This window comes from Nocardioides baculatus (assembly GCF_016735675.1).
GTDB lineage: Bacteria > Actinomycetota > Actinomycetes > Propionibacteriales > Nocardioidaceae > Nocardioides > Nocardioides baculatus.
The window spans coordinates 318,017-333,027 of the sequence record NZ_JAERSG010000001.1; the positions used below are offsets into that span (position 1 = coordinate 318,017).

The window sequence follows — 15,011 nt, forward strand, 5'->3', positions numbered from 1 at the left end:
CTGCCGAGCGGCGTACGTCCGGTGCCACGGTGACGTCGGTCACACCTCGGTGACCCGTCCCCGGAAGGACCCTGACGTGACAGACGCCCACGACCAGGCCGCACGCCACGACCCCGTCTACGACGACCTGGCGGCGCGGCCGGAGTTCGCGGAGCTGCGATCGCGCTATCGCGGCTTCGTCATCCCCGCCACCGTGGCCTTCCTGGCCTGGTACGCGCTCTACGTCCTGATGTCGATGTTCGCCCACGACTTCATGAGCATCAAGGTCGTCGGCAACATCAACATCGCGCTGGTCTTCGGCCTGCTGCAGTTCCTGACGACGTTCGCCCTGGCCTACGTCTACAGCCGCTACTCCAACTCGCGGCTCGACCCGCTGGCCGCCCAGCTGGCCGACTCCTACTACGACGGCACCAACGGACGGGAGCGCTGACATGGAAGGCCACCAGATCCTCACCACGACGCTGTTCCTCGGCGTCGTCGCCCTCACCGTGGGCATCACCATCTGGGCCAGCCGCAACTCCTCGGGTGCGGCCGACCACTACGCCGGCGGCCGAGGCTTCTCCGGCTTCCAGAACGGGCTCGCCATCGGCGGCGACTACATGTCCGCGGCGTCGTTCCTCGGCATCTCCGGCGCCATCGCCCTCTCCGGCTACGACGGCTTCCTCTACTCCATCGGCTTCCTCGTCGCCTGGCTCGTCGCCCTGCTCCTCGTCGCCGAGGTGCTGCGCAACTCCGGTCGCTACACGATGGCCGACCAGCTGGCCTACCGGATGAGGCAGAAGCCCGTCCGGATGGCGGCCGCGACGTCCACGGTGGTCGTCTCGATCTTCTACCTGCTCGCCCAGATGGTCGGTGCGGGTGCGCTCGTCGCACTGCTCCTCGGCGTCAGCAGCGAAGGGTTGAAGAACCTGACGATCTTCTTCGTCGGCGCGCTGATGATCTTCTACGTCACCGTCGGCGGCATGAAGGGCACCACGTGGGTGCAGATCGTCAAGGCCGTGCTCCTGATGGCGGGCTCCGCGCTCATCGTCGTGCTGGTGCTGGCGAAATTCGGCTTCAACCTCTCCGAGCTCCTCGGCACCGCCGCGCAGAACAGCGGCAAGGGCGGCGCCTTCCTCGAGCCCGGTCTGAAGTACGGCGTCTCGACGACGTCGAAGATCGACTTCATCTCCCTCGGCATCGCCCTCGTGCTCGGCACCGCGGGCCTGCCGCACATCCTGATCCGCTTCTACACGACGCCGACGTCGCGTGACGCACGCAAGTCGGTGCTGTGGGCCATCGGCCTGATCGGCGTGTTCTACCTCTTCACGCTGATCCTCGGCTTCGGTGCCGCCGCGCTGCTGGACAAGGATGCGTACGCCGAGGTGGCCGCGTCGGGCGGCAACCTGGCCTCACCCCTGCTGGCCGAGGCCGTCGGTGGCGGGCCGGGCTCGACAGGAGGCGCAGTCCTCCTGGCGGTGATCGCGGCGGTCGCCTTCGCGACCATCCTCGCGGTGGTCGCCGGGCTCACGCTGACCTCGTCGGTGTCGGTGGCGCACGACCTCTACAACTCGGTGTTCCGCAACGGCCAGGCCACCGAGGCCGAGGAGATCCGGGTCTCCCGGATCGCCGCAGGCGTCATCGGACTGATCGCGATCGTGCTGGCCATCCCGGCTCAGAAGCTCAACATCGCGTTCCTCGTGGCGCTGGCCTTCGCGGTCGCGGCGTCGGCCAACCTGCCGGCGATCATCTACAACATGTTCTGGCGGCGCTTCAACACCCGCGGCGCGCTCTGGAGCATCTACGGCGGCCTGATCTCGTCGGTCGGACTGGTGATCTTCAGCCCGATCGTCAGCGGCAAGGGCGTGGACGCGGTCACCGGCAAGAACCTCTCGCTGCTGCCGACCAGCATCGACATCTCGTGGTTCCCGCTGGAGAACCCCGGCATCGTGTCGATCCCGCTGGGCTTCCTGCTCGGCTACCTCGGCACCATCACCTCGAAGGAGCCGTCGGCCGAGGAGCGCTACACCGAGCTCGAGGTCCGCGCCCTCACCGGCGCCGGCGCCGAGCAGGCGTCCAAGCACTGACCGCCGACACCCGCACGACGTACGACGCCCCGGAAGGCCAGGCCTTCCGGGGCGTCGTCGTGCGTGGAGCGGTCGTGCGAGTGGATCAGATCCCGGTCATCGGGAGGACCACCGCACCGTTGACGGTCATCGTGCCACCGTCGTTGTAGGCATCGGCGCCCTCGGGGGCGGTGTTGCCCTCGAAGGTGATGCCGGTCGCCGTGAGGGTGCCGGTGGTGGAGTTCCACAGGCCGCCGCCCTCGTTGGTGGCGCTGTTGCCGGTGATCCGCCCGGTTGTCCAGGTGACCGTGCCCGCGCCGGTGATGTGCAGGGCACCACCGTTGCCGGGTGCAGCGCCGGTGGTGTTGTCAGCGGCGTTCACGTCGGCCAGGTCGGCCGTGCCCGCGTTGACCTCGATGGCTCCACCGGCGCGAGGCGCGGAGTTGCCGTTGAGGGTGGTCCCGTTCACCTTGAGCGTCCCGTTCAGCGACAGGATGCCGCCGCCCGATCCGGCGGCGCCGGTGGCCTTGTTGCTCTCGATGGTCGAGCCGTTGACGGTCAGCGCGCCACCGTCGTCGTAGATCGCGCCGCCACCCTGGTCAGCGGCAGCACCGCTGGCGGTGTTGCCGCGCAGCTGGGTGCCGGTGACCGTCATGGTGCCGGTCGCCGAGTTCCACAGGCCGCCACCCTCGACGGCCACGTTCTCGAGCACCTTGCTCTGGCCGACCTCGACCTTGCCGGCGCCGGTCAGGTGCAGGCCACCGCCGTTGCCGGGAGCGGTCCCGGCGTTGTTGCCCTGGAGCGTCGTGAGCATGACCGAGGTCGAGCCGACGTTGGCCTCGATCCCGCCGCCGGCGCGGTTGGCCGTGTTGTCCTTGATGGTGGAGCCGTTGACCGTGAGGGTGCCGAGGTTGTTGAGCACCCCACCGCCCGAGCCCGCCGTGCCGGTCGCCTTGTTGGCCTCGATCGTGGAGCCCGAGATCGACGTGGTGCCGTCGGTGTAGACGCCACCGCCGCCCTGGTCCGCAGCGGCACCGGAAGCGACGTTGCCCGAGATCGTGGAGCCCGAGACCGACATCGCTCCGGTGGCGGCGTTCCACAGTCCGCCACCCTCGACGGCACTGTTGTTCAGCACCTTCGTGGTGTCGACGGAGACCTTGCCGGCACCGGTGAGGTGCAGGCCGCCGCCGTTGCCGGGGGCCGCGCCGGCGCTGTTGCCCTCGATCGTCGAGGCGACCACGGTGGTCGTGCCGACGTTGGCCTCGATGCCGCCGCCGGCGCGAGGTGCGGTGTTGCCCCGCACCTCGGTGGTCGACAGGGTGAGCGTGCCGAGGTTGTTCAGCACTCCTCCGCCCGAGCCCGCTGCGCCGGTCGCGTCGTTGTTCTCGATGGTGCTCCCGCGCACCGTCAGGACACCGCCGTCGTTGTAGAGAGCGCCGCCACCCTGGTCGGCCTCCGCGCCGGCCGCCTCGTTGTTGCGGAACGTCGTGCGCTCGACAGTGAGCTCGCCGGTGGCGGAGTTCCACAGGCCGCCACCCTCGGCGCCCGCGTCGTTGTTGGCCACCAGGCTGCCCTTGACCTTGACGCTGCCGGTGCCGGTCAGGTGCAGGGCACCGCCATTGCCGGGGACCGCGCCGGTCTTGTTGCCGGTGAGGCGGCTGCGGGCGATGACGGTCGAGCCGCCGTTGGCCTCGATGCCGCCGCCCGCGCGCTCGGAGGTGTTGCGCTTGACGCGGCTCTCGACGACGCGGAGCATCCCGCCGTCGTTCATGATCGCGCCGCCCGACGCACCTTCACCGGTGACGGTGGACTTCAGCAGGCTCGACTTGCGGACCTGGACCTCGCCCCGGCTGCGGATGAGGCCGCCGCTCTCGGTCGCGGCCGGCGCGCCGTTGCGCAGGCGCAGCCGCTTGATGACCAGGCGGCTCCCCTTGCGCACGTCGAACACGCGGTCGACGCCCTTGGCGTTGATCGACTTCCCGCGGCCCATGACGACCAGGCTGCCCCGCACGTCGAGGTCACCGCGGCCGGCGCCGCCCTTGGCGTTCTTGCCCGTCGCGAACGAGATCGAGCGCAGCAGGACGATGCGGTCCTTGCCGGAGGTCTTGTTGGCCTTGCGCACGGCCGCGCGCAGCTGCTTCTCGGTGCGCACCTTGAAGACGCGCTGCTTCCTCGCCCGCTGCGTCTTCGCCTGCTGCGTCTTCTCGACGGTCTGCTGCGACTGGCCCTGGGCCGACGCCTGCGTCGTGTCGGCCGCGCTGGCCGGTGCCACCGCGAAGGCGGCTAGTGCGAGTGCTGATGCGGCCACGCCGGTGGTCGCCCGCAGCCCTGTTGTCCTCAGTGCTGACATCTCTGTCTGCCCTTCTGGTCGTCGTCCGGCGGCAGGGTGTGTCGGCCGCCTCGCGTCTCCACCCGGTTCCGGGAGGCGACAGAGGTGGATACGGCGCCCGCCGTCCCGGCGTTCACCCGACTTCCGGCCGTCCCGAGGTCTGGACCACTGAACGCGGACCGGCCGAGCGCCGTACGCATGGGTGTGACCGGGACAATGCGTGGTGTGAGCGATCCCGACGGCACGGTCCCGGCCCTCGACGACGAGGACGGCGTCGTGGCGGCCTACCGCCAGCACGGGGCCGAGGTCTACCGCTTCGCACTGCGCGGCCTCGCCGATCCCGGAGCGGCGCAGGACGTCACCCAGGAGACGTTCGTCAAGGCCTGGCGGAGCGGCCACCGCTTCGACCCCGAGACGGCCTCGCTCCGCGTGTGGCTCTTCGGCATCGCCCGCAACACGATGATCGACCACCTGCGTGCCCGGCGAGCCCGGCCCTGGCAGAGCAGCCTGGCGGACGCGCCGACGATCGAGGCCTCCGCGGGGTCGGTCGAGGACCACGCCGACACCGTCCTCGACGGCTGGCTGGTCGAGGAAGGGATGCGGCGCCTCGCGCCCCACCACCGCGAGGCGCTGGTGCAGACGCACCTGCTCGGCCGGCCCTACGACGAGGTCGCCGCCGAGCTGTCGATCCCCGTCGGCACGCTCCGCAGCAGGGTCTTCTACGCGATGCGTGCCCTACGCTCCGCGATGGACGAGATGGGAGTCAGCCTGTGAGCGCCGACGACGAGGCCGCGCACCGGGGGCTGCGCGAGCTGCTGGGGTCGTACGCCCTGGGGCACCTCTCCGGACCCGACGAGGACCGCCTGCGCGCCCACCTCGACGGCTGCGCCGGGTGCCGCGCCCAGCTCGACGAGCTCGCGCCGCTGGCGGGTCGCCTCGGCCTCGTCGACCCACGGGCCTTCGGCGACGTCCCGGTCCCACCACCCACGCTCGGCGAGGACGTACGCCGAGCCGTGTCGCAGGCTCGTGCCGAGCGTGATGCCGACGAGCTCGCCCAGCGCCGCGCGGCGGCCGCCGAGCAGCGTCGGCACCGATGGGTCGGCACGCTGACGGCAGCGGCCGTCGTCCTGGTCGCCCTGGTCGGCGGCGCGGTCATCGGACGTGCCACCGCTCCCGATCCCGCTCAGGTCCCGCTGGAGGCCATCTCCATGGACGTGGGCTCGGACGAGGACGTCACGGTCGAGAGCGCCGACCTGGTCGACCACACGTGGGGGGTCGAGCTCCGCATCGTGGCTCTGGGCTTCGACGCGGGCGAGACCTTCCGGGTCGAGTTCCGCACGATGGACGGACGGCTCGTGCCCGCCGGCGAGTTCCGCGGGGTCGGCACGCGCCCGATGACCTGCTTCCTGCAGTCGGCGACCATGCGCGAGGACGTCACCCAGGTGCTGGTCACCGACGAGAGCGGCGACACCGTGCTCTCCTCGGACCTCTGAGCGATCGGACCCGTCCGTCCGTCGCGCTCGCGCGACCGCCCGGCGCTCGCGCGCACCGACGACCTCCCGACGACCAACCTCTCGGCAGTAGGTTCGATGGTGACGCTGATCACGCACGCCGAGGAGAGAGCCTTGTCCGAGCAGACCCTGTCCAACCTGTCCCGTGAGGAGCGGCGCTTCGAGCCGCCCGCCGACCTGGCCGCCGACGCCAACGTCAAGGAGGAGGCCTACGCCCGCGCGGACGACGACCGCGAGGCCTTCTGGGCCGCGGCCGCCGAGCGCCTCGACTGGGGCCAGAAGTGGGACCAGGTCCTCGACTGGTCCAACCCGCCCTTCGCGAAGTGGTTCGTCGGCGGGACGATCAACGCCTCCGTCAACTGCGTGGACCGCCACGTCGACGCCGGCAACGGCGACAAGGTGGCCCTCCACTGGGTGGGCGAGCCCGACGACGACACCCGCGACATCACCTACGCCCAGCTCAAGGACGAGGTCTCCAGGGCGGCCAACGCGCTGACCGAGCTCGGCGTGAAGAAGGGCGACCGGGTCGCGATCTACATGCCGATGATCCCCGAGGTCGTCGTCGCGATGCTCGCCTGCGCCCGCCTCGGCGCCCCGCACACCGTCGTCTTCGGCGGCTTCTCCGCCGACGCCCTCGCGTCGCGGCTCGAGGACTGCGAGGCCCACGTCGTCATCACGAGCGACGGTGGCTACCGCCGCGGCGCCGCGTCCGCGCTGAAGCCCGCAGTCGACGAGGCCGTCGAGAAGACCGGCGACCTGGTGCGGCACGTGCTCGTCGTGCGCCGCACCGGTCAGGACGTCGACTGGCACGGTCGCGAAGAGGGGGGCCGCGACGTGTGGTGGCACGACGCCGTCGACAACGCCTCGCCCAAGCACGAGGCCGAGATGCACGACTCCGAGCACCCGCTCTACGTCATGTACACCTCCGGCACGACCGGCAAGCCGAAGGGCATCCTGCACACCACCGGCGGCTACCTCACCGGTACGTCGTTCACGCACTGGGAGGTCTTCGACCTCAAGCCCGACACCGACGTCTACTGGTGCACCGCCGACGTCGGCTGGGTGACCGGCCACAGCTACATGGTCTACGGCCCGCTCGCCAACGGCGCGACGCAGGTGATGTACGAGGGCACGCCCGAGAAGGGCCGCTGGTGGCAGATCGTGCAGGACTACAAGGTCACGATCTTCTACACCGCGCCCACCGCGATCCGTACCTTCATGAAGCAGGGCCGCGAGATCCCCGACGGCTACGACATGTCGTCGCTGCGGCTGCTCGGGTCGGTCGGCGAGCCGATCAACCCGGAGGCGTACGTCTGGTACCGCGAGGTCATCGGTGGTGACCGGTGCCCGGTCGTCGACACCTGGTGGCAGACCGAGACCGGCCAGATCATGATCAGCCCGCTGCCCGGCGTCACGGCCGGCAAGCCCGGGTCGGCGATGAAGGCGCTGCCGGGCGTCGGCGCGGACGTCGTGGACGACGACGGGAACTCGGTCCCCGACGGCTCCGGCGGCTACCTCGTGCTGACCAAGCCGTGGCCGGCGATGCTGCGCACGCTGTGGGGCGACGACCAGCGTTTCAAGGACACCTACTGGTCGCGCTACCCCAAGCAGGGCTTCTACTTCGCCGGCGACGGCGCGAAGAAGGACGAGGACGGCGACCTCTGGATGCTGGGCCGCGTCGACGACGTGATGAACGTGTCGGGCCACCGACTCTCCACCACCGAGATCGAGTCGGCGCTCGTGTCGCACCCCAAGGTCGCCGAGGCGGCCGTCGTCGGTGCCGCCGACGAGACCACCGGCCAGGCCGTCTGCGCCTTCGTCATCCTCCGCGAGTCCGCGGGCGACGGCGGGCCGGACATCGTCGAGGAGCTCCGCAAGCACGTCCAGAAGGAGATCGGCGCGATCGCCAAGCCGCGCCAGATCATGGTCGTGCCCGAGCTGCCGAAGACCCGCTCCGGCAAGATCATGCGCCGCCTGCTCAAGGACGTCGCCGAGCACCGCGAGGTCGGCGACGTGACCACCCTCGCCGACTCGACGGTGATGGACCTGATCAAGGACAAGGAAGGCTCGGCGGCCTCCGAGGACTGACGTCCTGCTCCGGTAGTTCAGGGGGAGACGGCTGTCCGGGATCCTCCCGGGCGACCATCTCCCCCTGAACTACCGGACCTAGGGTGGGACAGGTGAGCTCCTTGCGCGCGGACGTCGCCGTCATCGGCGGCACCGGCTTCTACTCGTTCCTGACCGACGCGACCGACCACGTGGTCGAGACGCCGTACGGCGCCCCGTCGGGCCCGATCTCGATCGGCGAGGTCGGCGGGCGGAAGGTCGCCTTCGTCCCGCGGCACGGGCCGCACCACGACTTCCCGCCGCACGGCATCCCCTACCGGGCGAACGCGTGGGCCCTGCGCTCCCTCGGCGTACGCCAGGTGCTGGCGCCGTGCGCCGTCGGCGGGCTCCGCGAGACCGTCGCCCCCGGTGACCTCGTCGTCCCCGACCAGCTCGTCGACCGCACGCACCGCCGCATCGGGTCGTACGTCGAGTCGGGCGCGGTGCACCTGCCGTTCGCCGATCCCTACTGCCCGGGCGTCTCGCGGGCCCTCGCCGGTGCCTCGGAGGACGTCAGCGTCGGCGGCACGATGGTCGTGATCGAGGGGCCGCGGTTCTCGACGCGCGCCGAGTCGCGGCACTACGCCGAGCAGGGCTGGGACCTGATCAACATGACCGGCGCCCCCGAGGCGCAGCTCGCCCGCGAGATGGGCCAGTGCTACGCGCCGCTGGCGCTGGTGACCGACATGGACGCCGGCGCCGAGTCGGGCGACGGCGTCGGCCAGGACGAGGTCTTCGCCCTCTTCAAGCAGAACCTCGACCGGCTCACCGGGCTGCTCGCCGCGGCCATCGCCGCACTCCCCGACCCGGACGGGTGCACGTGCGCGACCTGGTCGGACGGCATCGATCTGACCTACGAGGTGCCTGGCCGATGAGGGTGCTGCTCACCGGGGCGGCCGGCTTCATCGGGACCGCGATCGCGCGACAGTTGGCCGCCGCCGGGCACGAGGTCGTCGGAGTCGACCTGATGCTCGACAGCGCGCACGGCTCGTCCGCGCCGCCGGCCGGGGTCCACCACCTCGACGTGCGCGAGGCCGGGTCGGCCGAGTGGTCGGGCCTGCTGCGCGGCATCGACGTCGTCTGCCACCAGGCCGCGCTGGTCGGTGCGGGCGTACGGGTCGGAGACCTGCCGGCGTACGCCTCCCACAACGACCTCGGCACCGCCGCCCTGCTGGCCGCGATGCACGACGCGGACGTCGACCGGATGGTGCTGGCGAGCTCGATGGTCGTCTACGGCGAAGGGCTCTACGCCTGCGCCGAGCACGGCCGTCAGGCTCCGCCGCCGCGCGCGGTAGCGGCGATGGAGGCCGGCGACTTCGACAACCACTGCCCGGTCTGTGACCGCCCGCTCGCCTGGGAGCTCGTCCCGGAGGACGCCCGGCTCGACCCGCGCAGCAGCTATGCCGCGAGCAAGCTCGCCCAGGAGCACTACGCGTCGTCGTGGGTGCGCCAGGCCGGCGCTGCCGCGGTCGCCCTGCGCTACCACAACGTCTACGGCCCGATGATGCCGCGCGACACCCCCTACAGCGGTGTGGCCGCGATGTTCCGCTCGTCGCTCGAGCGCGGCGAGGCGCCGCAGGTCTACGAGGACGGCGCGCAGATGCGGGACTTCGTGCACGTCGACGACGTCGCCCGCGCCAACGTGCTCGCGCTCGAGGCGGTCGCCTCGGGCAGTACGCCGCGGTGGTCGGCCTACAACGTCTGCTCCGGGCAACCGGTGACGATCCTCGACGTCGCCACCCGGGTCGCCGAGGGCACCGGCCGCGACATCGCGCCGGAGGTGACCGGTGGCTTCCGGCCGGGCGACGTCCGGCACGTCGTGGCCTCGCCCGAGCTGGCCGCCGCCGAGCTCGGGTTCGCTGCCGCGATCGGCCCCGACGAGGGCCTGCGGGAGTTCGCCACCGCCCCGCTGCGCGCCTGACCACTGGGTCGAGTGCGCAGCCTCGGTGCGACCACTGCCTCGACGGCACTCGACCCGGTGATCACCAGGTCGTGTAGAGCAGGTGCTCGACGACGAGCGCGGTGAGCACCTGGAGGCCCAGCCCCCACCGCCGCCAGCTGCCGGGCAGCAGCGCGAGCGAGATCGTCAGCCACGGCACGAACGGCAGCCAGATCCGCTCGACCTCGGCCTTCGACATCCGGCTCAGGTCGGCGATCGCGATCGTCAGTGCGGCCGCGCCGGCCAGCACCGCCACGGTGCGCGCCGGCCCGGCGTGGCGACGAGCGGCGACCGCGAGGCCGGCGCCCAGCAGCGGACCGCCGGAGACGAGGAGCGCACCGAGGTTGCCCCACGCCCAGTAGCCGAACGGGCGGGTCTTGGCGATGCCGTCCCAGTAGCGGTCGTGCAGCACCGGGTAGGCCTCCCACCACGCGAAGCCGTACGCGGCGAACGCGAGGACGACGGCGAGTGCCGCAGCCGCCGCCACCGGCAGCGGCTTCCACGACCGCGCCAGCCAGAGCACGGACAGCGCCAGGATCCCCAGCAGCGGCAGGCCGTAGGAGCTCATCACGCACCAGCCGAGCAGGAGGCCGGCCAGGAGGCCCCAGCCGACGAGGGCGCGACCGGAGGCGGTGGCCGCTGCCGCGAGCGACGCCAGTCCCCACGCGGCCAGGGCCGCGAAGACCGCGTCGGCCGACACCGCGAGGAACACCGCGGCCGGCGACAGGACGAGGAACGGCGCGGCCAGCCGCGCCAGGTCCTCGGCGCCGAGCCGGCGCAGGGTCACGAGGGTCGCGAGCGGGATGGTGGCCGCGACCGCGACGACGACCAGCGCCGCGACGAGCGATCCGCCGAGGCCGAGCCGGACCAGCAGGACGTGGAAGAGCACGGCGCCCGGCGGGTGGCCGGCGAGGTGGATCGGCCAGTTGTCGGCCGAGCGGTAGGGGATGCGGTCGACGTACTCCCGCAGCATCGCGGGCACGTCGGTGATCTCGCGGGCGGTGACCATGTACTCGCTCGGTGCGTCCATCACGCGCGTCAGCCCGGCCCCGCCGTCGACCAGCGCGAGAGCGAGCAGCCACGCCAGCCCGACGACGTACGACACCAGCAGCAGGCGGCGCCACGACAGCGTGCGGGCCAGTGCCTCGCCGCGCCAGATCCCGGCGGCGGCCAGCAGGATGGCCAGCACCGATGCCGCCGAGAAGCGCAGGTCGACGAAGCCGTGCAGTGGCGGCAGGCCGAGCATGTCGCTGCGCGCGTCGACGTCCCAGCCGGTCAGTGGCGGGACCACGAAGGACGCCAGCAGCACGACGCCGGCGACGGTCAGACCCACGGCCGCACGGCGCGGGGTACGGGCGTCGGTCATGCCGTCCACCCTAGGGACGGCGTGCGCGGGGACCCGCTCCGGCGGCCACACGTCACAGGTTCGTAAGGGTGAGAAACATGGTCCGCGGCCCGCCGTTCTGGCAGCGTCGGCAGCGTGACCACCTGCGACCTCGTGCTTCCCTGCCGGGACGAGGGGCCCGCCCTGCGCGGCCTCCTCCCGAGGATCCCGTCGAACTTCTCCGTGATCGTCGTCGACAACGGGTCGCGCGACGACACCGCCGAGGTCGCTCGCGAGCTGGGTGCGCGCGTCGTCACCGAGACGACGCCGGGCTACGGCGCCGCCGTGCACGCCGGCGTCGAGGCCGCGACCGCGGACTTCGTCGCGGTCATGGACGGCGACGGGTCGTTCGACCCCGACCAGCTGCTCCCGCTGCTCGCCGACGTCGCGTCCGGCCGGGCCGACATCGCGGTGGGTCGACGTCGGCCGGTGCAGCGCGGGGTGTGGCCGTGGCACGCACGCGTCGGCAACGCGCTGATCGCCACGTGGCTGCGCCGCCGGATCGACATGGACGCCCACGACATCGCGCCCATGCGGGTCTGCCGGCGACAGGCGCTGCTCGACCTCGACCTGCAGGACCGTCGGTTCGGCTACCCCGTCGAGCTGTTGCAGGCGATCACCGTCGCGGGCTGGCGGGTCAGCGAGCACGACGTCGACTACCACCCGCGCGCCGCCGGCACCCGCTCCAAGGTGTCGGGGTCCGTCGTGGGCACGGCCCGCACCGCACGGGACTTCATGCGGGTGCTGCGATGACCGGCCCCCTGACGATCCTCGTGGTCGCCAAGGCGCCCGTCGCCGGCCTCGTGAAGACCCGGCTCGGCGCGATCGTCGGCGACGACCGGGCCGCCGACCTCGCCGCCGCCGCACTGCTCGACACCCTCGCCGCCTGCCACGACGCCGGTGCCGCAGGACACCTCAGCCTCGCCGGCGACCTGGCCGGGGCCGTGCGCGGCGCGGAGATCGCGACCGCCCTGGACGGCTGGGCGATCACGCCCCAGCGGGGCGACGGCTTCGCCGAGCGGCTGGTGAACGCCCACCTCGACGCAGGCCCCGGGCTGGTCGTCCAGGTCGGGATGGACACCCCGCAGGTCACCGGCGCCGCCCTCCGCGAGGTGGCCGCCGCGATCGACGGCCACGACGCCGTGCTCGCACCCGCCACCGACGGGGGCTGGTGGGCGCTCGCCCGCCGCGACCCTGACGTCGTACGCCACCTGGCGGAGGTCGAGATGTCGACCGACACCGTCTGCGTCGAGACCCGGGCTGCGCTCGAGCGGGCCGGGGCCCGGGTCGCGCACGCCGCGGCCATGACCGACGTCGACACGGTCGAGGACGCCGACCTCGTCGCCGGCCTGGCGCCGCACAGCCGCTTCGCCGAGGCGTGGCGCGCACTGCGGGCGGAGGTCGCGTCGTGATCGAGCAGTCCTTCAGCGAGGTCTTCGCCAGCGCCCTCGGCGGCGCGCCCACCGTCGTCGTCGGGCTCGGCGGCGAGCCGATCGCCCTCCCGGTCCACCTCTGGAGCCGGTCGGCCGACGAGACCGACCACGCGCTCGTCGCCCTCTGCGACGGGCCGACCCTCGACATCGGTTGCGGGCCGGGTCGACTCACCGAGGCCCTGGCGACGCACGGCCACATCGCGCTCGGCATCGACGTGGTGCCCGCTGCGGTCGCGATGACCGCCGACCGCGGGGTGCCCGCGATGCAGCGGGACGTGTTCGACCGACTGCCCGGCGAGGGCCGCTGGCACAGCGCACTGCTGGCCGACGGCAACATCGGCATCGGCGGCGACCCGGTCCGGCTGCTGCAGCGGGTGCGCTCGCTGGTGGTGCCCGGCGGTCGCGTGGTGGTCGAGCTCGAAGGACCCGGCAGCACCGTCATGAGCTGCTGGGCCTCGCTCGAGGCGAGCGACTGCCGCAGCCGGCCCTTCCGGTGGGCGACCCTGGGCGTCGACGACATCGCGCGGACCGCCCACGCCGCGGGCCTCGGCGTCAGCGGCGTGCACCAGCTCGGGGACCGGTGGGCCGCCGTCCTGTCCGAGGCCGCGGCATGACCGCGCGGCTCGCTCCCCCGTCGCCCGAGAGCTTCACGTCGCGGCTGCGCTCCCCCGCGGTCGCCGCGCGCGTCGGCCTGTGGCTCGGCATCAGCTTCGGCATCTGCTTCGTGACCGGACTCATCAGCCACTACGCCCAGCTGCCCAGCCACCCGATCCCGTTCCCGACCAGCCCGAGCTGGGGCTACCGGCTCACCCAGGGCCTCCACGTCGTCACCGGCATCGCCGCGATCCCGCTGCTGCTGGTGAAGCTGTGGTCGGTGCTGCCCAAGCTCTTCGAGGGCTTCCCGCTCCGCGACCCGCGCGCGCTCGTGCTCACCGGCCTCGAGCGCGGATCCATCGCGGTGCTCGTCGCGGCGTCGATCTTCCAGCTCGCGACCGGCGTGGCCAACGCCGCCCAGTGGTACCCCTGGTCCTCCTTCTCCTTCCGCACCACCCACTACGCGATCGCGTGGGTCGCCATCGGCGCGCTCGTCGTGCACATCGCCGTCAAGCTGCCGATCATCCGCGACGTCCTCACCAGCGACATCGACGCCACCTCCCACGACCGGGCCGGCGCGACCGAGCCCGGACCGCTGTCGCGGCGCGCCCTCGTCCGTACGGCGTTCGCCGCGGCCGGCGTCGCCGTCCTCGCGACCGCCGGCAACACGGTGCCGCTGCTGCGACGCGTCTCCGTCTTCGCGGTCCGCACCGGCGAGGGACCGGGCGGCGTCCCGATCAACAAGTCCGCGAAGGCAGCGCGCGTCGAGGAGTCGGCGACGTCGTCCGACTGGCGGCTCGAGGTGGTCGTCGACGGCACCGTCGCCGCCGCGCTGTCGTACGACGACCTGCGCGCGATGCCGCAGCACACGGTCGGCCTGCCGATCGCCTGCGTGGAGGGCTGGAGCGCGCAGGGCACCTGGTCCGGCGTCCGGCTCGCCGACCTGCTGGCGTCGGTCGACGCACCCGCGGACCGCGACGTGTCGATCACCTCGCTCCAGGAGAGCGGCCCCTACCGGCGCACGACCCTGCCGGCGAACTTCGCCGCCGACGAGCGCACGCTGCTCGCCCTCGACCTGTCCGGTGAGCCGCTGGCACTCGACCACGGCTACCCCTGCCGGCTGATCGCACCCAACCGGCCCGGCGTGCTCCAGACCAAGTGGCTGTCCCGGCTGGAGGTCTCGACATGACCACCCCCCGACGTCCTTCTCCCCCGCTCCGCTCCTCCGAACAACACCGCAGGGACCCCGGAGTGAGGGCGCGACTCGCACTGGGCGCGCTCGGCGTCCTCGTCGGGCTCTACGGCGCCCTCCTCTTCCTCACCCGGCAGGACCCGGGCCAGTGGCTCGAGGTCGCGATCTGGTTCGGCGCCGGCGTGGTCGCGCACGACGTCGTGCTCTCCGCACTGGTGATCGGCACGTGCCTCGTCGGCGCGCGGGTGCTGCCGCAGGCGTGGCGGGCGCCGGCGACGATCGCGCTTGTCGTGTGGGGCGCGCTCACGATCGCCACGATCCCGATGCTGACCCGTGCCGGGGCCCGCGCCGACAACGCCACGCTCCTCGACCGGCCCTATGCCGCGACGTGGTGGACGATGACTGCCATCGTGGTCGTCGTCGTGGCCGTCGCGGGGCTCCTCCGCTCGCCCCGGGCCACTCGGAGGGGTTGAGGGCG

At 72.4% G+C, this 15,011-nt stretch carries 14 protein-coding genes; 12 read left to right on the top strand and 2 right to left on the bottom strand.

The annotated features are described in order from the left end of the window. Positions 1-76 precede the first annotated feature (76 nt). Both JI751_RS01565 and JI751_RS01570 read left to right on the top strand, forming a co-directional pair. Complete coding sequence (locus tag JI751_RS01565) at positions 77-430, top strand: DUF485 domain-containing protein (RefSeq protein ID WP_201932592.1); 354 nt, start codon at positions 77-79, stop codon at positions 428-430. 1 nt (position 431) lies between these two features. After that, positions 432-2,066: a monocarboxylic acid transporter gene (locus JI751_RS01570; RefSeq protein WP_201932593.1), complete on the top strand. Its 1,635-nt coding sequence runs from the start codon at positions 432-434 to the stop codon at positions 2,064-2,066. 85 nt (positions 2,067-2,151) lie between these two features. On the opposite strand, the gene JI751_RS01575 is transcribed toward JI751_RS01570, so the two are convergent. Beyond that, a complete protein-coding gene (locus tag JI751_RS01575; protein WP_201932595.1) occupies positions 2,152-4,353 on the bottom strand; it encodes a beta strand repeat-containing protein in 2,202 nt (733 codons plus the stop codon). A 246-nt stretch (positions 4,354-4,599) separates the two neighbouring features. On the opposite strand from JI751_RS01575, the gene JI751_RS01580 reads away from it, so the two are divergent. The 5 genes from JI751_RS01580 to JI751_RS01600 all read left to right on the top strand — a co-directional run bounded on the left by JI751_RS01580 (position 4,600) and on the right by JI751_RS01600 (position 9,912). Then, positions 4,600-5,148, top strand: coding sequence for a sigma-70 family RNA polymerase sigma factor (locus JI751_RS01580; RefSeq protein WP_307813689.1), 549 nt, complete (start codon positions 4,600-4,602; stop codon positions 5,146-5,148). Then, on the top strand, positions 5,145-5,867 hold the full coding sequence (locus tag JI751_RS01585; protein WP_201932599.1) for a zf-HC2 domain-containing protein: 723 nt from the start codon (positions 5,145-5,147) through the stop codon (positions 5,865-5,867). The genes JI751_RS01580 and JI751_RS01585 overlap by 4 nt, the downstream gene beginning before the upstream one ends. Positions 5,868-5,963: 96 nt before the next feature. Beyond that, positions 5,964-7,973 (top strand): acetate--CoA ligase, encoded by a 2,010-nt coding sequence (gene acs / locus JI751_RS01590; RefSeq protein ID WP_201932602.1) that lies wholly within the window; start codon positions 5,964-5,966, stop codon positions 7,971-7,973. Between the two features lie 92 nt (positions 7,974-8,065). Then, entirely contained in the window at positions 8,066-8,866 is an 801-nt protein-coding gene (locus JI751_RS01595; RefSeq protein WP_307813690.1) for an S-methyl-5'-thioadenosine phosphorylase, read from the top strand. Next, positions 8,863-9,912 (top strand): NAD-dependent epimerase/dehydratase family protein, encoded by a 1,050-nt coding sequence (locus JI751_RS01600; protein ID WP_201932604.1) that lies wholly within the window; start codon positions 8,863-8,865, stop codon positions 9,910-9,912. Before JI751_RS01595 ends, JI751_RS01600 begins: the two co-directional genes overlap by 4 nt. A 61-nt stretch (positions 9,913-9,973) precedes the next feature. Here the strand turns inward: JI751_RS01600 and JI751_RS01605 are convergent, their stop codons facing one another. After that, positions 9,974-11,296, bottom strand: coding sequence for a hypothetical protein (locus tag JI751_RS01605; RefSeq protein ID WP_201932606.1), 1,323 nt, complete (start codon positions 11,294-11,296; stop codon positions 9,974-9,976). A gap of 114 nt (positions 11,297-11,410) precedes the next feature. On the opposite strand from JI751_RS01605, the gene JI751_RS01610 reads away from it, so the two are divergent. The 5 genes from JI751_RS01610 to JI751_RS01630 all read left to right on the top strand — a co-directional run bounded on the left by JI751_RS01610 (position 11,411) and on the right by JI751_RS01630 (position 15,006). Then, positions 11,411-12,067 (top strand): glycosyltransferase family 2 protein, encoded by a 657-nt coding sequence (locus tag JI751_RS01610; protein WP_201932608.1) that lies wholly within the window; start codon positions 11,411-11,413, stop codon positions 12,065-12,067. Continuing rightward, the gene (locus JI751_RS01615; RefSeq protein WP_201932610.1) at positions 12,064-12,726 is read left to right on the top strand and encodes a TIGR04282 family arsenosugar biosynthesis glycosyltransferase; all 663 of its coding nucleotides are present in this window, start codon (positions 12,064-12,066) and stop codon (positions 12,724-12,726) included. Before JI751_RS01610 ends, JI751_RS01615 begins: the two co-directional genes overlap by 4 nt. After that, positions 12,723-13,361, top strand: a complete 639-nt coding sequence (locus tag JI751_RS01620; RefSeq protein ID WP_201932613.1) for a methyltransferase domain-containing protein — start codon at positions 12,723-12,725, stop codon at positions 13,359-13,361. The genes JI751_RS01615 and JI751_RS01620 overlap by 4 nt, the downstream gene beginning before the upstream one ends. Next, positions 13,358-14,530: a molybdopterin-dependent oxidoreductase gene (locus JI751_RS01625; RefSeq protein WP_201932616.1), complete on the top strand. Its 1,173-nt coding sequence runs from the start codon at positions 13,358-13,360 to the stop codon at positions 14,528-14,530. The genes JI751_RS01620 and JI751_RS01625 overlap by 4 nt, the downstream gene beginning before the upstream one ends. A gap of 62 nt (positions 14,531-14,592) precedes the next feature. Further along, entirely contained in the window at positions 14,593-15,006 is a 414-nt protein-coding gene (locus JI751_RS01630; protein WP_201932618.1) for a hypothetical protein, read from the top strand. Positions 15,007-15,011 lie beyond the last annotated feature (5 nt).